This is a genomic window from Pseudomonas subflava, assembly GCF_023823685.1.
Lineage (GTDB): Bacteria > Pseudomonadota > Gammaproteobacteria > Pseudomonadales > Pseudomonadaceae > Aquipseudomonas > Aquipseudomonas subflava.
On the sequence record NZ_JAMXBF010000009.1, the window covers coordinates 376,881 to 395,869 of the forward strand.

Sequence of the window (18,989 nt, forward strand, 5' to 3'; positions counted from 1 at the left end):
CCATGTACAGGACAGCGATTCATCTATCGCCGGGGCCGCAGGATCGTTGGCTCAATGGCACCATTCCCGGCCAGCCCGATCCGGATGTACCGGATCAGCCGGGCAAGCCGGACCTGCCGCCGGTACCGGGCGAGCCGACCATTCCCGATCAGCCGCCGCCCGCACCGGTGGCCTGGCTCTGATCAGGGCACCAGCGGCAGCTCGCGCTTGTGGCGCGTGTTGTCGTAGGTGCGCACGATGGTGGCGTAGGCCGCGTCGCTGACCTTTTCGCCGTGCAGGAAGGCGTCGATTTCGGCGTAGCTCACGCCATGAGCCTCTTCGTCCGGCTTGCCCGGGCGCAGTTCTTCCAGGTCGGCGGTCGGGGTCTTCATCACCAGATGCTGTGGCGCGCCGAGGTGCTTGGCGATGGCACGCACCTGATTCTTCACCAGGCCGGACAGCGGGGCGAGATCGCAGGCGCCGTCGCCGAACTTGGTGAAGAAGCCCATCACCGCCTCTGCGGCGTGATCCGTGCCGATCACCAGGCCGTTGGTGGCGTTGGCGATGGTGAACTGGGCAACCATGCGGATGCGTGCCTTGACGTTGCCGTTGACGAAGTCGCGGCGCGCGTCTGACAGCTGCTGCATGTGTTCGACCTGCTGGCCCAGGCCGCGGACGCTGTCGGCAATGTTGACCGTGGCGTTCTCGTCGGCCGCGACGAATTTCAGCGAATCCTGGGCGTCCTTCTCGTCATGCTGGGTACCGTGCGGCAGACGCACGGCGATGAAGCGGTAGCCGTCGTCGCCGGTCTCGGCGCGCAGTTCGTCCACGGACACCTGGGCCAGGCGCCCGGCGGTGGTGGAGTCGACGCCGCCGCTGATGCCCAGCACCAGCACCTTCAGGCCCGAATTCTTCAGGCAGTTCTTGATGAAGCCCTTGCGTCGCTCGATCTCCGCCACCAGGGCGGCTTCGTCGGCGAAGGGCGGCACCACGTCCAGGGCGGCGGCGATTTCGGCTTGGCGGTTGCTCATGGCTGGGTCCTCATACGCGGAAAACATGTTTCAGGTAGCTGACGAAATTCTCGTCGCGGCACTGGGTCTTGCCTGGTGTGTCGGAAATCTTGGCGACGGGCTGGCCGTTGCAGGCGGTCATCTTGATCACGATGTTCATCGGCTCGACGCCCGGAATGTCGCAGGTCAGCTTGGTGCCGACGCCGAAGCTTACGTGGATACGACCGTGAAGTGCACGGTAGAGCTGCAGCGACTTTTCGAAGTCGAGGCCGTCGGAGAACACCAGGGTCTTGCTCATGGGGTCGATGCCGAGTTTCTCGTAATGCGCGATGGCTTTTTCCGCCCACTGCAACGGGTCGCCGGAGTCGTGGCGCAGGCCGTCGAACAGCTTGGCGAAGTACAGATCGAAGTCGCGCAGAAAGGCATCCATGGTGATGCAGTCGGTCAGGGCGATGCCGAGCAGACCGCGGTACTCGCGGACCCAGCAGTCCAGCGCGGCGCTCTGGCTGTCGATCAGGCGCGGGCCGAGCTGCTGGTGGGCCATCAGCCATTCGTGGGCCATGGTGCCGAGCGGCTTGAGGTCCAGCTCACGGGCCAGGTGCACGTTGCTGGTGCCGACGAAGCGCCCGGGGAAGTCGCGCTTCATGATCTTCACCATCTGCTCCTGCACCCGGAAGGAGAAGCGCCGGCGGGTGCCGAAGTCGGCGACCTGGAAACCGTCCAGCTCATCGGCCGAGGCCTCGCGCTTGAGCCAGTCGAACTTCTCGTACAGACGCTCGCTGGCCTGCTCCAGCAGCACTTCGCGGTAGCGATAGCGGTTGCGCACCTCGCTGATGATCGCCAGCAGCGGGATCTCGTAGAGGATCACGTGCAGCCAGGGGCCGCGCAGGCGGATGCACAGCTGACCATCCTCGATGCCGGTCTGCACGTGGCGCGGGTTGAAGCGGAACAGGCCGAGGAAGCGGATGAAGTCCGGCTTCATGAACGGGATGCGCTCGAGGAAGGCCAACTGATCGGCCGTGGCCTCCAGCTCCGCCAGGCGCTCGATCTGGTAGCGAATCTCGGCCAGGTAGGGCGTCAGATCCTCGCTGTTGCGGCAGCGGAACTCCCACTCCACTTCGGCGTTGGGGTAGTTGTGCAGCACCGCCTGCATCATGGTCAGCTTGTAGAAGTCGGTGTCGAGCAGGTTCTGCACGATGCGCTCGGCGAATACGCTCTCGGTCATCTCAGTGGTCTCCCAGCGCGGCGTCCAGCTCGTCGAGGCTGGCATAGAGTTCGATGCCGGCGGCGCGCATCTCGGCGCAGGCGGCGTTGGCCGTATCTTCGGCGATGGCCCGGCAGGCCGGCAGGTACACGCCGACGGCGAAGCCGGCGCGGCGCAGTTGCAGGGCGGTGGTCTTGACGCAGTAGTCGAGGGCCAGGCCGCCGACCAGTACGCGTTCGACCGCATTCTGCCGCAGGAACTCGATCGCGCCCGTGCTGCGCTTCTCGCCCAGGTCGTGGTAGCAGGCGCCGTAGGGGTGCAGGTCCGGTTCGACGCCTTTCCACACGAAGTAGTCGTAGTCCAGCGGGGCGGGCAACTCGTCGAGCAGCTCGAAGCCCGGCGTGCCCGGCACGCAGTGGCTGACCCAGGACAGATCGGCATTGGCCAGCGGCAAGGGCTTGAGCATCTCCGCGTGGCTCGGCGCCACCCAGGCGGCCTGCGGGCTGTGCGCATCCTTGCTGCCCAGGCGCAGGCTGGCGCGAGCGGCCAGTTGATTGAGCGCCGGGGCGATGGCATCGCCGCCGGGCACCGGCAGCTCGTCCGGGCACAGGGGCGTGAAACCCTTCTGCGCGTCGACGTCGAAGCTGGCGATTTTCATCTGGGCATTCCTCGTTGCCGTATAAGTGGTTACATATTCCATCTGATGAAATAAGTTGGCAAGCGCTTTTTGCCAGAGCGGATGAAATTCTGTGAGTTATTCGTCAAGATGAAATAAGTCGGAAGAATACGAGGAAGAAGGTATGGCATCCGCGGAAGTGCTGGCCGGCGTGGATATCGTGGCGCTGCGCCTGGGCGAGGAGGGCGAACTGCAGCTGCTTCTGATCCGCCGGGCCCAGGCGCCGTTCGCCGGTGAATGGGCATTGCCCGGTGTGCTGGTCAACGGGCGCAGCGCCGACGCCAGTTTGGATGCCGCGGCCGAGCGCGCCTTGCAGGACAAGGCGCGCATCGCGCCGGCCCATCTGGAACAGGTAACCACCGTAGGCAACGCGGATCGCGATCCGCGCGGCTGGTCGCTGTCGACCGTCTACCTGGCGCTGCTCGCGCCGGACATCGCGCTGCAGCACGACGACCTGCGTTTCGTCGCCCTGGCCGAGGTGCTGCAGGGGCGTCAGGCGCTGCCGTTCGATCATGCCCAGCTGGTGGCCCAGGCCGCCGAGCGCCTGGCCGGCAAGGCGGTCTACACGTCGCTGCCGCTGTATCTGTTGGCGCCGCGCTTCACCGTCACCGAGGCGCTGGCGGCGTTCCAGGCCAGCCTTGGCCAGGCGGTGCAGCACACCACCCTGCGCGGCCGGCTGGAGAAGATGAAGCAGCACGGCTGGGTGCTCGACACCGGCGACAAGAACCAGCCGCGCATGGGCCGACCGCAGGCCCTGCTGGAGCATCGTCCGCAGCAGCGCGGCGGCTTCGTCTTCGACCGCAGCGTGCTGTCCTGAGCGACATCTTCCCCGCACCTTCGCCGCGTGTTCCGGTCGGAACGCGGAAGGGCCTCCGCCGCCATCGCGGCGCGGCGGCCAGGGCCAAATCGGTGATTCTGAGCTATCACTGAAGGCGGGGAACGATAAAGAGCCTGGGAGGCTGACAATGAGGTTATCCATCGGGGCGAAGCTGTGGGGCAGCTTCTGCGCCATTCTGCTGGTCATCGTCGTCATCGGCGGCATTTCCTACCGCAATACGCTCAACATGCAGGAGACCGCCCGCTGGGTCGCGCATACCCATGAGGTACTGGCTCAGCTGAGCCGCCTGCTGGCCTCGGTCCAGGATGCCGAGACGGGGCAACGGGGCTACCTGATCACCGGCGCCGACCGATACCTGGCGCCTTATACCGCGGCCCGCGAGCGCATCGCCCAAGAGATGCAGGCGCTGCGCCAACTGGTCGATGACAACCCCGACCAGCAACGCCGCCTGGATCGCCTGGAGCCATTGCTGACCCAGCGCGTCCAAGCGCTGGCCAGCACCATCGAGCTGCACCGCACCCAGGGCTTCGAGGTCGCCCGTCGGCAGGTGCTGACCGACCAGGGCATGGAGGTGATGCGCGAAATCCGTGCGCTGGTCAGCGAGATGAGTGACGAGGAGCGCCGACTGCAGGCAATCCGCGACACGGCGGCGGCGGTCAGCGCTAATGGCGCGCAGCAGGCGATCCTGATCGGTCTGGGGCTCTCGGTGCTGATCGTAGTGGTGGCGGCACTGTTCCTTACCCAGCACATCGGCCGCCCACTGCGTGCGGTCAGCGAGGTGGCGGACAAGGTCAGCGCCGGCAACCTGGCAGTGGAGCTGGCGGCACGCCCGCGCTCCGACGAGATCGGCCTGCTGCAGGGCTCCATCGAGCGCATGCTGCGCTCGTTGCGCCAGACCGCGGAGTCGGCCCGGCAGATCGCCGCCGGCAACCTGGCCATCGAGGTGCAACCGCAGTCACAGGACGATCAGTTCGGCCAGGCCTTCGCCGCCATGATTCAGGCCCTGCGTCACGTCGCCGAGTCGGCCCGGCAGATCGCCGCCGGCAACCTGGCGGTCGATGTGCAGCCGCAGTCGCCCGGCGACCAGTTCGGCCAGGCCTTTTCACGCATGCTCCAGTCCCTGCGGCAGATGGCCGAGTCGGCCCGGCAGATCGCCGCCGGCAACCTGACCATCGAGGTGCAACCGCAGTCGTCCGGCGACCTGCTCGGCAATGCCTTCGCGCAGATGCTGGTCGACCTGCGCCAGATCAACGGCGACATCCGCAGCGGCATCGAGGTGCTCACCGACTCGGCCAGCGAGATCGCCGCCGGGTCCTACCAGATCGCCGCAGGCACGGCGGAGACGGCCACCGCGATCAGCGAGACCAGTACCACGGTGGAGGAGATCAAGCAGACGGCGATGCTCTCCAGCCAGCGCGCGCTGTCGGTGTCGCAGACCGCGCAGCGCTCGATCCAGGTCTCCCAGGACGGTCGCCGGGCGGTGGACGAGGTGAGCGAGGGCATGCGGCGCATCCACCAGCAGATGGAGCTGGTCGGCGAGAACATCACCCGCCTGGCCGAGCAGGTGCAGACCATCGGCGAGATCATCGCCACGGTCAACGACCTGGCCGAGCAGTCCAACCTGCTGGCGGTCAACGCCTCCATCGAGGCGGCCAAGGCCGGCGAGCAGGGCAAGGGCTTCTCGGTGGTGGCGCAGGAGGTCAAGAGCCTGGCCGAGCAATCCAAGCAGGCCACCGTGCAGGTGCGCGGCATTCTCGGCGAGATTCAGCGTGCCACCAGTAGCACCGTGCTGGCCGCGGAGCAGGGCAGCCGGGCGGTGAGCGAGGGGGTCAAGCAGTCCGGCCAGGCCGGCGAGGCCATCCGCCTGCTGTCGCTGAGCATCGACGAGGGCGCCCAGGCGGTGGCCGAGATCGCCGTCTCCGCCCAACAGCAGCTGGCCGGCATGGACCAGCTGGTGCAGGCCATGGAGAGCATCCGCGAGGCCAGCGCGCAGAACATGTCCAGTTCCAAGCAGGCCGAGGCGGCGGCCCAGGGCCTGCAGCGGCTCGGGCAGAAGATGAAGGACATGCTGGCGCGCTTCCAGATCTGAGCGCGAGCCGCCGCGGGCTCCGGAGTTTTTCGCAAAAACTCCGGAGCTTTTCGCAAGAAGCGGTCATGCACCTGTCACTAGAGTCCTGCATCCCGCTTCGGTGGCAGGCGCGTGTCGTCGCTTGTGTCACCCGGACAATGGGCTAAACCAATGGTAGAAGTCACGCCGAGCAGCGTTCGACATTCTGGCGGGGTGCGCTGTGCGTGCCCCGTCGGCGTTTCCGGGAGGGAAACGGTGATGCGGCGCCGGCAGCGGGCGTCCACCTAGTACCCCGGTTCAACGATCGGGACAACACAGCGTCCGTTACGAGCGGATGCGTTTGCCAACCCTGCCGCGGACGACCCGTCGCGGCGCATAACAACAAGCGAGAGGGCATCCTCCCATGACAGCTAGCACCCCCATGCTGATCACCTTCGTGGTGTATATCGCCGCGATGGTCCTGATCGGCCTCGTCGCCTATCTGCGTACCAAGAACCTGTCCGACTACATCCTCGGTGGCCGCAGCATCGGCAGCTTCGTCACCGCGCTGTCCGCTGGCGCCTCCGACATGAGCGGCTGGCTGCTGATGGGCCTGCCGGGCGCGATCTTCGTCGCCGGCATCTCCGAGAGCTGGATCGCCATCGGCCTGGTGGTCGGTGCCTACCTCAACTGGCTGTTCGTCGCCGGCCGCCTGCGCGTGCAGACCGAGCACAACGGCAATGCCCTGACCCTGCCGGACTACTTCACCAACCGCTTCGAAGACAACAGCCGCATCCTGCGCATCTTCTCGGCCCTGGTGATCCTGGTGTTCTTCACCATCTACTGCGCCTCCGGCGTGGTCGCCGGTGCCCGCCTGTTCGAAAGCACCTTCGGCATGAGCTACGAGACCGCTCTGTGGGCCGGTGCCGCCGCCACCATCGCCTACACCTTCATCGGTGGCTTCCTGGCGGTGAGCTGGACCGACACCGTGCAGGCCACCCTGATGATCTTCGCCCTGATCCTCACCCCGGTGATGGTGATGGTCGCCACCGGCGGCATGGACACCACCTTCGCCGCCATCGAGCTGAAGGACGCCACCAACTTCGACATGCTCAAGGGCGCCACCTTCATCGGCGTTATCTCGCTGATGGCCTGGGGCCTGGGCTACTTCGGCCAGCCGCACATCCTGGCGCGCTTCATGGCTGCCGATTCGGTCAAGTCGATCCCGGCCGCTCGCCGCATCTCCATGACCTGGATGATCCTCTGCCTCGGCGGCGCCGTGGCTGTGGGCTTCTTCGGTATCGCCTACTTCTCCGCCCATCCGGAACTGGCCGGCCCGGTCAGCGAAAACCCCGAGCGCGTGTTCATCGAACTGGCCAAGATCCTGTTCAACCCGTGGATCGCCGGCATCCTGCTGTCCGCCATCCTGGCCGCCGTGATGTCCACCCTCAGCTGCCAGCTGCTGGTGTGCTCCAGTGCTCTGACCGAGGACTTCTACAAGGCCTTCCTGCGCAAGGGCGCCAGCCAGAAAGAACTGGTCTGGGTCGGCCGCGCCATGGTGCTGCTGGTGGCCATCGTCGCCATCGTCCTGGCCTCCAACCCGGATAACCGCGTACTGGGCCTGGTGTCCTACGCCTGGGCCGGCTTCGGTGCCGCCTTCGGTCCGGTGGTGATCCTCTCCGTGCTGTGGAAGGGCATGACCCGCAACGGCGCCCTGGCCGGCATGATCGTCGGTGCCGTGACCGTGGTGGTATGGAAGAACTGGATCGGTCTGGGCCTGTACGAAATCATCCCGGGCTTCATCCTCGCCACCCTGGCCATCGTGGTGTTCAGCCGCATCGGCAACGCGCCGTCCGCCGCCATGAACAAGCGCTTCGACGAAGCCGAGCAGGAATACCAGGACGCCCACCTGTAATACCCCACGCGCGGTCGGCCGGTCGTCCGGCGGCGCGTTCCGTCCCGCCCCAGCCCTCCCTCATCGGCGGGTGGCGGGGCACCACGCACGACCAGTAGTGCTTTGCGGTCCACGTCGATTGACGATGGGCCGTTTTTTTTGCCCGTCGAAAAGTGCCACCGCCCGCGCTCAGTTCGGGCGGCGCTCCTCGCTGTCGTCGCTGCTGAACAGCCGCGCCAGCTCCGCACGGGCCTCGCGGGCGGTCTGCTGCACCGCCGCCTGGTTGTCGTAGACCTTGTGCTGGGCCTCCAGCACCTCCTCGTCGTGGCGCTGGAAGCGGCGCAGGCGCGCGGCGGCCTGCTCCTCACTCAGGCCCAGGCCGCGCAGCACCTGGCGGCTCATTTCCAGGCTGGAGTGGAAGGTCTCGCGCACGGCCTGGGCGTTGAGGTCCCACAGCTTGTGCACGTGCTGGCGGTTGCGCGCGCGGGCGATGATCTTCACGTGCGGGTACAGCCGGCGCACCATCTCGGCGGTCTTCAGGTTGGTCTCCGGGTCGTCGGTGGCGACGATGAACCACTCGGCCTTGTCCAACTGGGCGGCGCGCAGGATTTCCGGACGCAGCGGGTCACCATAGAAGATCGGCATGTCGCCCAGGCTGCGCGACATCTCCACCGCGTCCACCGAGGTGTCCAGCGCGACGAAGGGCACCCGCTGCGCGTGCAGCACGCGGGCGATCACCTGGCCCATGCGGCCCATGCCGGCCAGCACCACGCGCGGCGTGTCGCTGTCCATCTTCTCCAGCTCCGGCGGCACCGGCCGCGGCGTGGCGGGTGCGGCCTTGAACCAGTGGGCGGCGAGCAGCACCATCGGCGGGGTCAGGGCCATCGACAGGGTGATGGCGATCACCAGCAGGTCATGGGTGTAGGCATCCAGCAGCTGCTCGCCGCGGGCCATGCGGAACACCACGAAAGCGAACTCGCCGCCGGCCGCCAGCAGCACGGCCAGGCGCACTGCGCTGACCCGCGACAGGCCGCCGGCCAGACGACCGACCAGCAGCAGCACCGGCAGCTTGAGGCCGATCAGCAGCAGGGTCAGGCCCAGCACCAGCAGCGGTTCGCGCCACAGCAGGGCGAGGTTGGCGGCCATGCCCACGCTCATGAAGAACAGCCCGAGCAGCAGCCCCTTGAACGGTTCGATGTGCGATTCCAGCTCGTGGCGGTACTCCGAATCGGCCAGCAGCATGCCGGCGAGGAACGCGCCCAGGGCCATGGAAATGCCGGCCAGCTCCATCAGCCAGGCGGTGCCGATCACCACCAGCAGGGCGGTGGCGGTGGACACCTCACGAATGTTGGTGCGGGCGACGATGCGGAACACCGGGCGCAGCAGGTAGCGCCCGCCGAGCACCACCAGGGCGATGCTGCCGAACACCTCGAGCAGCCCCTGCAGCTCGTTGCCCGGCAGCGGATGCGGCGAGGCCTCGCCGAGCATCGGCACCAGGGCGATCAGCGGAATCGCGGCGATGTCCTGGAACAGCAGGATGGCGAAGGCCATGCGCCCGTGGGGCGCGGTGAGTTCCTTGCGTTCGGCCAGCAGCTGCAGGCCGAAGGCGGTGGACGACAGCGCCAGGCCCAGGCCAAGCACCATGGCCACCGGCAAGGGCTGGTGGAAGCCGAAGAGGGCCACCGTGCCGATCACCACGGCGGTCAGCAGCACCTGGGCCAGGCCCACGCCGAACACCGCCGTGCGCATCACCCACAGGCGCCGCGGCGACAGCTCCAGGCCGATGATGAACAGCAGCAGCACCACGCCCATCTCCGACAGGTGCGCCACGCTCTCGGGATCGCCGATCAGGCCCAGCACCGAGGGGCCGATCAACACGCCGGCCAGCAGATAACCGAGCACGGCGCCGAGTTGCAGGCGCTTGGCCAGCGGCACCGCCAGCACGGCGGCGAAGAGGAATACGACTGCTCCCTGCAGTACGCTGCCGTCGTGAGGCATGGAAATCTCCCGTTCAAAATGATTTCAAAGGTTATCAGCTCGCGCCTCGCCCGGCGCGGCCGCGGCGTCGCAGGCGGGCGTTATGGCCTAGAATGCCGGCCCGTTTCCTCGTTGCGCCCGTCATGAATCCAGCCGCCATCGCCACCCTGCAGCAGCACCTGCTGCGCGCCTTCGCCGACCTGCCGCCCGAGGCGCGCCGCCTGTTCCACGGCCGTGGCCGGCAGTGGCCGGGCTTGGAGCAGATCACCGTCGACTGGCTGCAGGGCGTGCTGCTGGTGTCGCTGTTCCGCGAGCCCGACGAGGCCGAGCTGGCCGAACTCAGGCAGATGCTGCTGGCCCTGGGCGACTCGCCGGCCTGGGCCGCCAGCGGCGCCGCGCACCTGTTGCTGCAGCACCGCTACCGCGCCGACAGCGCCACCGACTACCTGCTCGGCGCGCCCCTCGAGCGTCATGAAATCGACGAAGACGGTCTGCGCTACCTGCTCGATTTCGGCCGCAAGCAGAACTGCGGCCTGTTCCTCGACATGCGCATGGGGCGGCGCTGGTTGCGCGAGCAGGCCGGCGGACGGCGGGTGCTCAACCTGTTCGCCTACACCTGCGGTTTCTCCGTGGCGGCCATCGCCGGCGGCGCGGAGCGGGTGGTCAACCTGGACATGTCGCGCCCGGCCCTGAGCCGCGGCCGCGATAACCACCGGCTGAACGGCCACGACCTGTCGCGGGTCGGCTTCCTCGCCCACGACCTGTTCAACTCCTGGGGCAGGCTGCGCCGCGAGGGGCCGTACGAGCTGATCGTGGTCGACCCGCCGAGCTTCCAGAAGGGCAGCTTCGTGCTCACCCGCGACTACGCCAAGATTCTGCGCCGCCTGCCCGAGCTGCTGACGCCCGGCGGCCAGGTCCTGGCCTGCTGCAACGATCCGGGCCTGACGCCCGATTTCGTGATCGCCGAGGCCGCCCGCGAGGCGCCGCAGCTGCATTACCGGCAGCGCCTGGACAACCCGCCGGAGTTCGCCGACATCGACCCGGACCGGGCGCTCAAGGTACTGCTGTTCGCGGTGGATTAACCGGCCACTACCCCGAGGGACATATCCCCAGGGATAACCCGCAGCGCCGCCGCCGGGCGAGCGTTGAGCTGGCGCCAGCGCTTGGGGGTGATGCCCACCAGGCGGCCAAAGGTGCGGCTGAAGTGCGACTGGTCGGCGAAACCGCATTCCAGACTGATCGAGGAGATGGGCAGGGCGCTGTCGCGCAGCAGCTCCTGGGCCCGGCGCACGCGCAGGTCCAGCGCCCAGTCCTGCGGCGACATGCCGGTGGCCTTCTTGAAGGCGCGGGAGAAGTGGCTGCGCGACATGGCGCACTGCTCGGCGACATCGGCGATGAACAGCCGCGCGTTGAGGCTGCGCGACAGGATCTCCTTGGCCTTGCGCTCCTGCCAGGGCGCTAGCGACAGCCGCTCGCGGTTCGCCGGCGGCTGCCGGTAGCGCTCCAGCAGGTGCTCGCAGAGCTGCAGCCCGGCCCGGGACACGCGCTCGCGCTCGCTGTCCGCGGGCGACTGCAGCGCTTCCTGCAGGGTGACGATCAGTCGGTAGGTCTGAGTGTCCAGGGCGGCCGCCGCCGGTGTGGCCATCGCGTTCATGGCGTTCTCTCCGTCTCGAATGGTGGAGAGCGTGCGCCTCGGGTTCCGTCGGCGTCCTTGGCGATTCCTGAAAAGTTCTGAAGCCCTCAGCCGCGCTGGCCGGGCAGGGTGAAGTAGAACAGGTTCTCGTCGTGGCGCCCGCGGCTGGCGCCGAGCACGCCGCCATGGGCGGAAATGATGGAGGCGCAGATGGCCAGCCCCATGCCCATGCCGGAGGCCTTGGTGCTGAAGAAGGCCTGGAACACCTTGCCCAGTTTCTCCGGCGGTACGCCCGGGCCGCTGTCCTCGACCACCACCAGCACTTCCGCGCCCACCGGCCGGGCCAGGATGTGCAGCTGGCGCATGCTGGGCGGCAGCGCCTGCATGGCCTCCACGGCGTTGACGATCAGGTTGCGCAGCACCTGTTGCAGCTGGATGGCGTCGCCGAGCACCGGCAGCGCCGGCGCCATGTCCAGGCTCAGCACCACGTGCTTGTCGTCCAGCTCGGCGCGAGTGATGTCCAGCACCTGGCGGATCACTCGCTCCAGCGCCACCGGCTTGCGCTGGATCGCCTTGCGCCGGGCGAGGGTGCGCATGGCACGAACGATGTCGGCGGCGCGCTGACCCTCGCCGAGGATGTCCTGCAGGCTTTCCAGGGCGTCGCCGATGGCCGGCTGCGGGCGGTCCAGCCAGCGCAGGCTGGCGCCGGCGTTGGACAGGATCGAGGCCAGCGGCTGGTTGATCTCGTGGGCGATGGAGGCGGCCAGCTCGCCGAGCATGGTGGCCTGGGAGGTGCGGTCCAGTTCGGCGCGGGCGTTGCGCAGGGCGGCCTCGGCCTGGCGCCGCTCGCTGATGTCGCAGACCACGCCGATGAACGCCTCGCCGTCCGGCTCGCCAGCCAGTTCCAGGTAGCGCGGCGTGCCGTCCAGCGCCACGGTGCGGCATTCCAGGCGGAACGGCTGCAGGCGCTCGCAGGCGTTGCTCAGCGCCCGCACGAAGCGTGCGCGGTCGTCGGCATGCACCAGCACGGCGGGGTCGTGCAGGTGGCGGTCGTCGGGCAGCACCGGCAGGCCGAGCTCGGCGATCAGCCGCGGCGACCAGAACGAGGCCTCGCTCTGGTGCCGCCAGAGAAAGGTGCCGTAGCGGTTCACCGCCTGGCCGATGGCCATCAGCGCCTGGGTGCGCCGCAGCGTGCTCTCGCTCTCGCGGCGCCGCCGGTTCTCCGCCAGCAGGTCGCCGTACAGCCGTGCGGTGCTCAGGGAAATCGCCGCCTGGGCGGCGAGCAGTTCCAGCACGTCCATCCGCGCCGGCTCGAAGGCGCCCTGGGTCAGGCAGTTCTCCAGGTACAGCGCGCCGATCGCCTGGTTCTGCTTGAGCAGCGGCACGCACATCAGCGAGCCGTTCTCCACCCGTGCCAGGTAAGGGTCTTCGCCGAAGCGCCGCAGCGCCTCGGCACCGCCCATCAGCAGCGATTCGCGGCGCCGCATCACCTGGCGCGCCAGGCTCAGGGGCGCCGCCGCGCTGGCGGCGGGCGGCGGCTGCAGGCGCACGTCGATGCCACGACTGTCGGCCAGGCCGACCGCCGCGACCCGCAGGTCGTCGTCCTCGCCCAGCAGCAGCGCGGTGTAGGTGGCGCCGGCGTGCACGGCGGCGTTGGCCAGCAGCGTTTCGATCAGCGCGCTCGGCTCGATCTCGCGGGACAGCGCCTGGCAGGCGCGGGTGATCGACAGCAGGTCACGCTGCTGCCCGGGCGGCAAGGCCTGCGCCGTCGGTTGCGGCTGCTCGCGGAGGAAGGCGTGCTCGGCCTCCAGCTGCTGCGCCAGGGTCTTCGCGCCCCAGCGCCGCCAGGCGTCGCGGGCCTGACGCAGGTGGGTGCGGAAGCCGACCTGCAGGCCCAGGGCCTCGTAGCAGCGCGCGGCCATCTCGTGGGACAGCCCCTTGAGGTGCACCGCGCCGCAGTGTTCGGCCTTGGCGATGGCGTCCTCGTAGCGTTGCAGCGCCTCCAGGCTGCGGCCCTCCAGGCGCAGCAGCTCGGCTTCGGCCACGGCCAGGCGGTCGGCGAAGTAGCGCGGGTTGAGCTCGGCCCACAGGCGCAGGCGCTGCATCGGCAGGCCGAACTCCTGGGGCCGGCCGGTGGCGGTCTGCAGCGCCGCGCGGTTGAGCACGGTGAACAGCGCCAGGTCGATCAGGTGGATGTGCGCCGGCGCCGACCAGGTCAGGGTCCAGGCCCGGTCGAGGTGGGTCGCGGCGCCCTCGAAGTCGCCTTCGAGGAAGTGCAGCAGGCCCTCGAACAGCTGCCACCAGAAGTGCAGCGGCCCCATGTGGCTGCGGGCCACGCGTGCGGCCAGCTCTTCATAGGGCGGGATGGGCAAGCTGCCGGAGCTGTCGCCGGCCAGGCGCCGGATGTAGCGGGCCTGGGCGTACAGGATGCTCTGCGCGTCGTCGAATTCCAGGTTGCGGGCCATGGCCAGGCCGGCGTCGATCTGCCGCAGCATGCGCTCGATGGGGGCGCCGAGCACCAGCAGGTCGGAGACGATGTGGTTGTTGGCGTAGCAGGCGAAGCTCGGCGAACCCTGCGCCAGGCTGGCGCGGAAGGCCGATTCCGCGCATTCCAGGGCGAACGGCAGCGGCCGCGTCCACACGCTGACCTGGTCGAGGGCCACCAGCACCGCCGTGCGGCCGCTGGCGTGGCGCGGCAGGTCGGCCAGGCGGCGCGCGGTGGCGGCGAACCGGAAGCCTTCCTGGTAATGGTCGAAGTGATGCGCGCTGGCCACGCCGAGCCAGGCCAGGGCCTGCACCGCCGGGGTGCTCATGCCGAATTCCAGGCTGAGGCTGGCGATGCGGCAGGTGCTCAGCAGCATCAGGTCGGGCTGGATGAAGGAGCCGGGGATCACCGTGGCGGCGAGCAACTCGACGATGGCCTGGATGCCGGGGTTGTCGATGTCCGGCAGGCTGGCGAAGACCTCCGGCGAGCGTCCGCCCAGCGCCAGCTGCAGCGCCTGCCAGGCCTGCTCGGCATGGCCCAGGCGCGCATCCAGCGGCAGCGCCACGCCCAGCTCCGCCAGGCCCTGGGCGGCGGTGTCCACGGCGCCGGCATAGTCGCCGCACAGCGAGCGGATCTCGCAGCGCTGGCGATAGAGCTCGGCGCGCTGCAGCGGCGCGGTGGTGGCTTCGAGCAGTGCCGCCGCCTGGCGCTCGGCGGCGTCGTAGTCGGCGTTGAGGATCAGCCCCTGGACGTGCAGCAGCGCGATTTCCCGGGCCCGCGGGCCGTCGGCGCCGGCCAGTCGACGGGCCGGCTCGAGGTAGTCGAGGGCCGTCGCGGCGGCCGCGGCGGACATGGCCAGGCGCGCCGCGCGCAGCAATAAATCGACGAACGCGGCTTGCTGCGGCGCCTGCAGCGGGGCGTCGGCGGCGCGCAGCACCTGCGCCGCCACCCGGTACACCGCCTCCGGCTCGGCATCCGCGGCGAGCAGGTCGAGCAGTGCCAGGGCGAACTCCACCGCCATGGTCTGGCGCATGGGCTCGGGAATGCGCCGCTTGGCCGCCTCCCAGATGGTGTCGTGGCTGAATGCGAAGCCCTCGTGATCCTGCGCCAGCAGCCCGGCCTTGAGCGCCGGGCGCAGCCGGTTGAGGAGCTGGTCCGGGCTGGCGTCGCAGACCGCGGCCAGGTGCGCCAGTGGCGTGTGGTTGCCGAGCAGCGCCAGGGCGCCGAGCACGTCGCGGGTGGCGTCCGGCAGGCGCTCCAGGCGCAGGCGCAGCAGCGCGGCGGCGTCCTCGAGCTGCGCGGCGTCGGCCACGGCGCCCTCGGACTCGCGCAGCAGCGCGACGAACTGGGCGAGGTACAGCGGGTTGCCGTTGCCGCGCAGGCTCAGGCGCTCGGCCAGCAGCGCGGTTTCGTCGGCCGGCAGGTCCAGCTCGGCCTGCAGCAGGGCGGTGATCTCGGCGGCGCCCAGCGGCCGCAGGATGATTTCAACGGTGCGTGCGCCGAGGCTGCGGCAATGCCCGAGCAGGGCCTGCAGGGCGTCGTCCGGCGTGTGGTCGCGGTAGGCGGCGATCAGCAGCAGGTGGTCGAAGCTGGAGGGCGCCAGCTCAGCGAGGAAGACGCGGGTCTCGTCGTCGATCCACTGCACGTCGTCGAGGAACAGCAGCAGCGGCTGCTCGCGGCGGGCGAGCGTCGCCAGCAGGCGCTGCAGCAGGCCGTGCAGATGGCGGCGCGCCTCGCTCACCGGCGGCGGATTGGCGCTGGCCGGCAGCGGCCCGGTGAGCCACTCCAGTTCCGGTATCAGGCGCGCCAGCAGGGCGCCGTTCTGGCCCAGCGCCTCGCGCAGGCGCTGGCCGCGGCGGCGCACCTCTTCCGGCGCCTCTCCGGCCAGGCGCGCGAACAGCGAGGCGAACGCGGCGCAGAGGGTGGCGTAGGGCTGGCGATGACGCGACTGCTCGCACTTGGCGTTGGCGAACAGCAGCGCCTCGCCGCGCTGGCTGCGGCGCAGCTGGCGCATCAGCGAGGTCTTGCCGATGCCGGCCTCGCCGCCGATCAGCACCGCGCCGCCCAGCCCGTCCTGCAGGCGGGCGACGGCGGCGTGCAGGGTGGCCAGTTCGGCGTCGCGGCCGACCAGATGATCACCCGCGCGTCCGGCGGGCGCCGGCGCGGCGCGGCGGATGCCGCCGCTCTCGCGCCATTCGTCCAGGCAGCGGCGCAGCTCCGCTTCCAGCTGCTGGGCCGAGTCCGGGCGCTGGCCCGGCTGCTTGGCCATCAGCCAGGCGAGCAAGTCGTCCAGCCCCGGCGGCAGGCCCGGGCGGTGCTCGGTGACGGTCGGCGCCGGCACCGCCACGTGCTGATGCAGCCAGCGCACCGGGTCGCTGGCGCTGAACGGCAGGCGCCCGCTGAGCAGCTCGAAGAAGCTCACGCCCAGGGCGTACAGATCGCCGCGTGTCGAGGGCGTCTGCTCGGGCGGCAGGTAGGCCAGGCTGCCGTCGGGCAGCGGCGGAATGCCGTCCGCGCTGCCGTCGCTGGGCATGGCGAAGGCGAAGCCGGTCAGACGCACGCGGCCGTCGTCGCCGAGGATCAGGTTGTCCGGGCGGATGTCGCGGTGCAGCAGGCCGTGGCGATGCATCTGCGCCAGCGCCGCGGTGGCGGCGATGGCCAGGTGCAGGAAGCGCTCCACCGACAGCGGCATGGCGGCGACGGCCGAGAGCGGCTTGCCGCCATCGTCGTCGAGCACCAGCAGCGGGCCTTCGGCGGTGCTCAGGCGCGCCAGCGGCAGCAGCGCCCAGGCCTCGGCCAGACTCGGGCCCAGGCCGTATTCGCGGTCGAGACGGGCCAGTTCCCACTGTGAGGCGCGCGGACTGGCGCGAACCACCAGCCAGCGCCGCCCGGCCCGGGTATCGCGGACACGCCAGCGGGTCAGCTCGCCGCTGCGGTCGATGCCGCGCCACTCGACCCGTTCGAGCCAGGCGTCGTCGAAGCGCGGATTGCCGGCGAGGGGTGGGGCGACGATGCTCATCGACGAGGCTCCGCGCGAGTTGCCCGGGCGCGCCGGGGCGAGGCGAGCAGGCGCCGGCGGATCGAGGCTGGGTCGTCGCTGACGCACACGATCTGCATGAGGGGCCTTTGGCTGTCGGGAAAGGGGGCGCCGGTGGCGCGGCTCAGGCCGGCTCGGCGTGGGGGTGGAGTTCCGGGAGCATGCCCAGCACACGTCCCACCATGAGCAGATCTACCAGGGTCCTGGTGCAGAGTTTTGTCATGATGTGCTTTTTGTGCACCTTCACGGTCACCTCCTGCAGGCCCAGCTCGGCGGCGATCTCCTTGTTCAGGCGGCCGCGCACGAGGCCGGCGAAGATCTGCCGCTCGCGCTCGGTCAGGCTGGCGTAGCGCGCCCGCACCGAGCGGCACAGGGTGCTCTCGGCGTGGCGGCTGTGGGCCCGTTCCATCGCCTCGCGCACGGAGGCGAGCAGCCGGCACTCGTCCACCGGCTTGGTCAGGAAGCCCAGGGCGCCGGCCTTCATGGCGCGCACCGACATGTCGATGGTGCCGAAGCCGGTCATGAACACGATGGGGAAGGGCGCCTGGCGCCGGGCCAGCTCGTCGAGCAGGTCGAAGCCGCTGCCCTCGTTCAGGCGTACGTCGAGCAGCAGGCAGGCCGGGCGCTCGAACACGCAGTCGGCGAGGAAGGCCGCCGCTGAGGCATGGCCGGTGGCGGCGATGCCCATCGAACGCAGCAGGCGCACCAGCGCGGCGCAGACCGCCGGCTCGTCGTCCACCACGTGGACATGGGCCAGGGATTTCCAGCCCTCGTCGTCGCAGCATGTCGGCGCGGCCTCGACCGGTGGCGGTTCGCTGGCGAGGTTGAGGCGGTAGCCGCGGCGCGGCACCGTTTCCAGCAGGCGCGAGTCCAGCTGCAGCACGCGGCGCAAGGTCGAGACTTGCACCTGCAGGTTGTTCTCTTCGACCACCGTGTCGGGCCAGATGGCGGCGATCAGCTCGTCCTTGGTCACCAGCCGATTGGGCGCCGCCAGCAACACCTCGAGCAGGGCGAACGCGCGGCTGCCGAGCCGAACCGGTTCGCCCTGCAGGAAGGCCTCTCGTCGCTCTACCGAGAGCCAAGCTTCGCCTAGCCGAATCATGGGGTTACTCGTTGTTTTGCAAGGAAATTATTGTTGCGCTTCGCAGCGGGTTGGTTTCACCGTAGAGGATGTCCGACGACTTCTCAACCGAAGATTTCGAGACCCGGCAATTCGCACAAATATTCAAGTCCGGCCGTTTCGCCTGTGCTCAAATGACAGGACTCGCCGCATATCTGGATGATGGTCGATGAACCGAAACGAGCTGCGTCACCTCGACATGAACCTGCTGGTGGTGTTCGAGGCACTGATGATCGAACGCAACCTGACCCGCGTGGGCGAGAAGCTGTTCATCACCCAGTCCACGGTGAGCGCGGCGCTGAGTCGCCTGCGCGACCTGTTCGACGACCCGCTGCTGATCCGCAACGGCCGGCAGATGGAGCCGACCCCGCGGGCGCTGCACATCTTCGAGGAAGTGCGCCCGGCGATGGACGTGATCAGCGCGGCGGTGAGCCGGGCCAAGGCCTTCGACCCGGCCACCAGCACCAACGTGTTCCGCCTGGGCCTGTCCGACGACGCCGAGTTCGGTCTGTTCCCCGCGTTGCTCAACGCCCTGCAGCAGGAGGCGCCGAACATCACCGTGGTGGTGCGCCGCGCCAACTTCCTGCTGATGCCGGCGCTGCTGGCGTCCGGCGAGATCTCGGTGGGCGTGAGCTACACCACCGACCTGCCGGCCAACGCCAAGCGCCGCAAGCTGCGCGACATCGGCGTCAAGGTGCTGCGCGGCGATTCGCGCCCTGGCCCGCTGACCCTCGACGAATACTGCGCCCGGCCCCATGCGCTGGTGTCCTTCTCCGGCGACCTGTCCGGCAACATCGACAACGACCTGGCCAACGTCGGCCGCTGCCGCAAGGTGGTGCTGGCGGTGCCGCAGTTCGGCAGCCTGCGCGCGCTGCTGCGCAACACCGAGATGGTCGCCACGGTGCCGGACTACGCCGCCTGCATCCTCGCCGAGGACGGCGTGCTGCGCGCCGACGACGCGCCGTTCGCGATCAACGAGTCGGAGCTGTCCATGGTCTGGAGCGGGGTGTACGACAGCGACCCGGCCGAGAGCTGGCTGCGCGAGCGCATCCTCCAGTACATGGCCGCGCCGGCCTGAGTCGAGCCCGC

General features: G+C 69.3%; 13 protein-coding genes. 6 read left to right on the top strand and 7 right to left on the bottom strand.

Annotated features, from left to right (window positions below; all coding sequences use genetic code 11):
* Positions 1-2 precede the first annotated feature (2 nt).
* Entirely contained in the window at positions 3-182 is a 180-nt protein-coding gene (locus NF616_RS15270) for a hypothetical protein (protein WP_252274138.1), read from the top strand.
* Here NF616_RS15270 and nadE read toward each other — a convergent pair whose 3' ends face one another.
* From nadE to NF616_RS15285, 3 genes are read right to left on the bottom strand one after another with little or no spacing between them, the layout of a single operon-like run.
* On the bottom strand, positions 183-1,010 hold the full coding sequence (gene nadE, locus NF616_RS15275) for an NAD(+) synthase (protein ID WP_252274139.1): 828 nt from the start codon (positions 1,008-1,010) through the stop codon (positions 183-185).
* A 10-nt stretch (positions 1,011-1,020) separates the two neighbouring features.
* Positions 1,021-2,214 carry a nicotinate phosphoribosyltransferase gene (gene pncB / locus NF616_RS15280; RefSeq protein ID WP_252274140.1) on the bottom strand — a complete coding sequence of 398 codons (1,194 nt, stop codon included), beginning with the start codon at positions 2,212-2,214 and terminating at the stop codon, positions 1,021-1,023.
* A 1-nt stretch (position 2,215) separates the two neighbouring features.
* Positions 2,216-2,893 (bottom strand): nicotinamidase, encoded by a 678-nt coding sequence (locus NF616_RS15285; RefSeq protein WP_434091890.1) that lies wholly within the window; start codon positions 2,891-2,893, stop codon positions 2,216-2,218.
* A gap of 100 nt (positions 2,894-2,993) precedes the next feature.
* On the opposite strand from NF616_RS15285, the gene NF616_RS15290 reads away from it, so the two are divergent.
* The 3 genes from NF616_RS15290 to putP all read left to right on the top strand — a co-directional run bounded on the left by NF616_RS15290 (position 2,994) and on the right by putP (position 7,669).
* Entirely contained in the window at positions 2,994-3,686 is a 693-nt protein-coding gene (locus tag NF616_RS15290) for an NUDIX domain-containing protein (RefSeq protein WP_252274142.1), read from the top strand.
* A gap of 148 nt (positions 3,687-3,834) precedes the next feature.
* A complete protein-coding gene (locus tag NF616_RS15295) occupies positions 3,835-5,796 on the top strand; it encodes a CHASE3 domain-containing protein (protein ID WP_252274143.1) in 1,962 nt (653 codons plus the stop codon).
* A 382-nt stretch (positions 5,797-6,178) separates the two neighbouring features.
* Positions 6,179-7,669, top strand: coding sequence for a sodium/proline symporter PutP (gene putP / locus NF616_RS15300; RefSeq protein WP_252274144.1), 1,491 nt, complete (start codon positions 6,179-6,181; stop codon positions 7,667-7,669).
* A gap of 168 nt (positions 7,670-7,837) precedes the next feature.
* Here putP and NF616_RS15305 read toward each other — a convergent pair whose 3' ends face one another.
* Positions 7,838-9,646, bottom strand: coding sequence for a monovalent cation:proton antiporter-2 (CPA2) family protein (locus NF616_RS15305; RefSeq protein WP_252274145.1), 1,809 nt, complete (start codon positions 9,644-9,646; stop codon positions 7,838-7,840).
* 122 nt (positions 9,647-9,768) lie between these two features.
* Here NF616_RS15305 and NF616_RS15310 point away from each other — a divergent pair, with 122 nt between their 5' ends.
* Positions 9,769-10,707 (top strand): class I SAM-dependent methyltransferase, encoded by a 939-nt coding sequence (locus NF616_RS15310; RefSeq protein WP_252274146.1) that lies wholly within the window; start codon positions 9,769-9,771, stop codon positions 10,705-10,707.
* Here the strand turns inward: NF616_RS15310 and NF616_RS15315 are convergent.
* The 3 genes from NF616_RS15315 to NF616_RS15325 form a co-directional block, all read right to left on the bottom strand.
* Positions 10,704-11,279, bottom strand: a complete 576-nt coding sequence (locus NF616_RS15315) for a helix-turn-helix domain-containing protein (RefSeq protein ID WP_252274147.1) — start codon at positions 11,277-11,279, stop codon at positions 10,704-10,706. The two genes, NF616_RS15310 and NF616_RS15315, sit on opposite strands and share 4 nt — an antisense overlap.
* An 86-nt stretch (positions 11,280-11,365) precedes the next feature.
* A complete protein-coding gene (locus tag NF616_RS15320) occupies positions 11,366-16,762 on the bottom strand; it encodes an AAA family ATPase (protein WP_252274148.1) in 5,397 nt (1,798 codons plus the stop codon).
* A 142-nt stretch (positions 16,763-16,904) separates the two neighbouring features.
* Positions 16,905-17,882, bottom strand: a complete 978-nt coding sequence (locus NF616_RS15325) for a response regulator (RefSeq protein WP_252274149.1) — start codon at positions 17,880-17,882, stop codon at positions 16,905-16,907.
* A 187-nt stretch (positions 17,883-18,069) separates the two neighbouring features.
* Between NF616_RS15325 and NF616_RS15330 the strand changes: the two genes are divergently transcribed.
* Entirely contained in the window at positions 18,070-18,978 is a 909-nt protein-coding gene (locus tag NF616_RS15330; protein WP_252274150.1) for a LysR family transcriptional regulator, read from the top strand.
* Positions 18,979-18,989 lie beyond the last annotated feature (11 nt).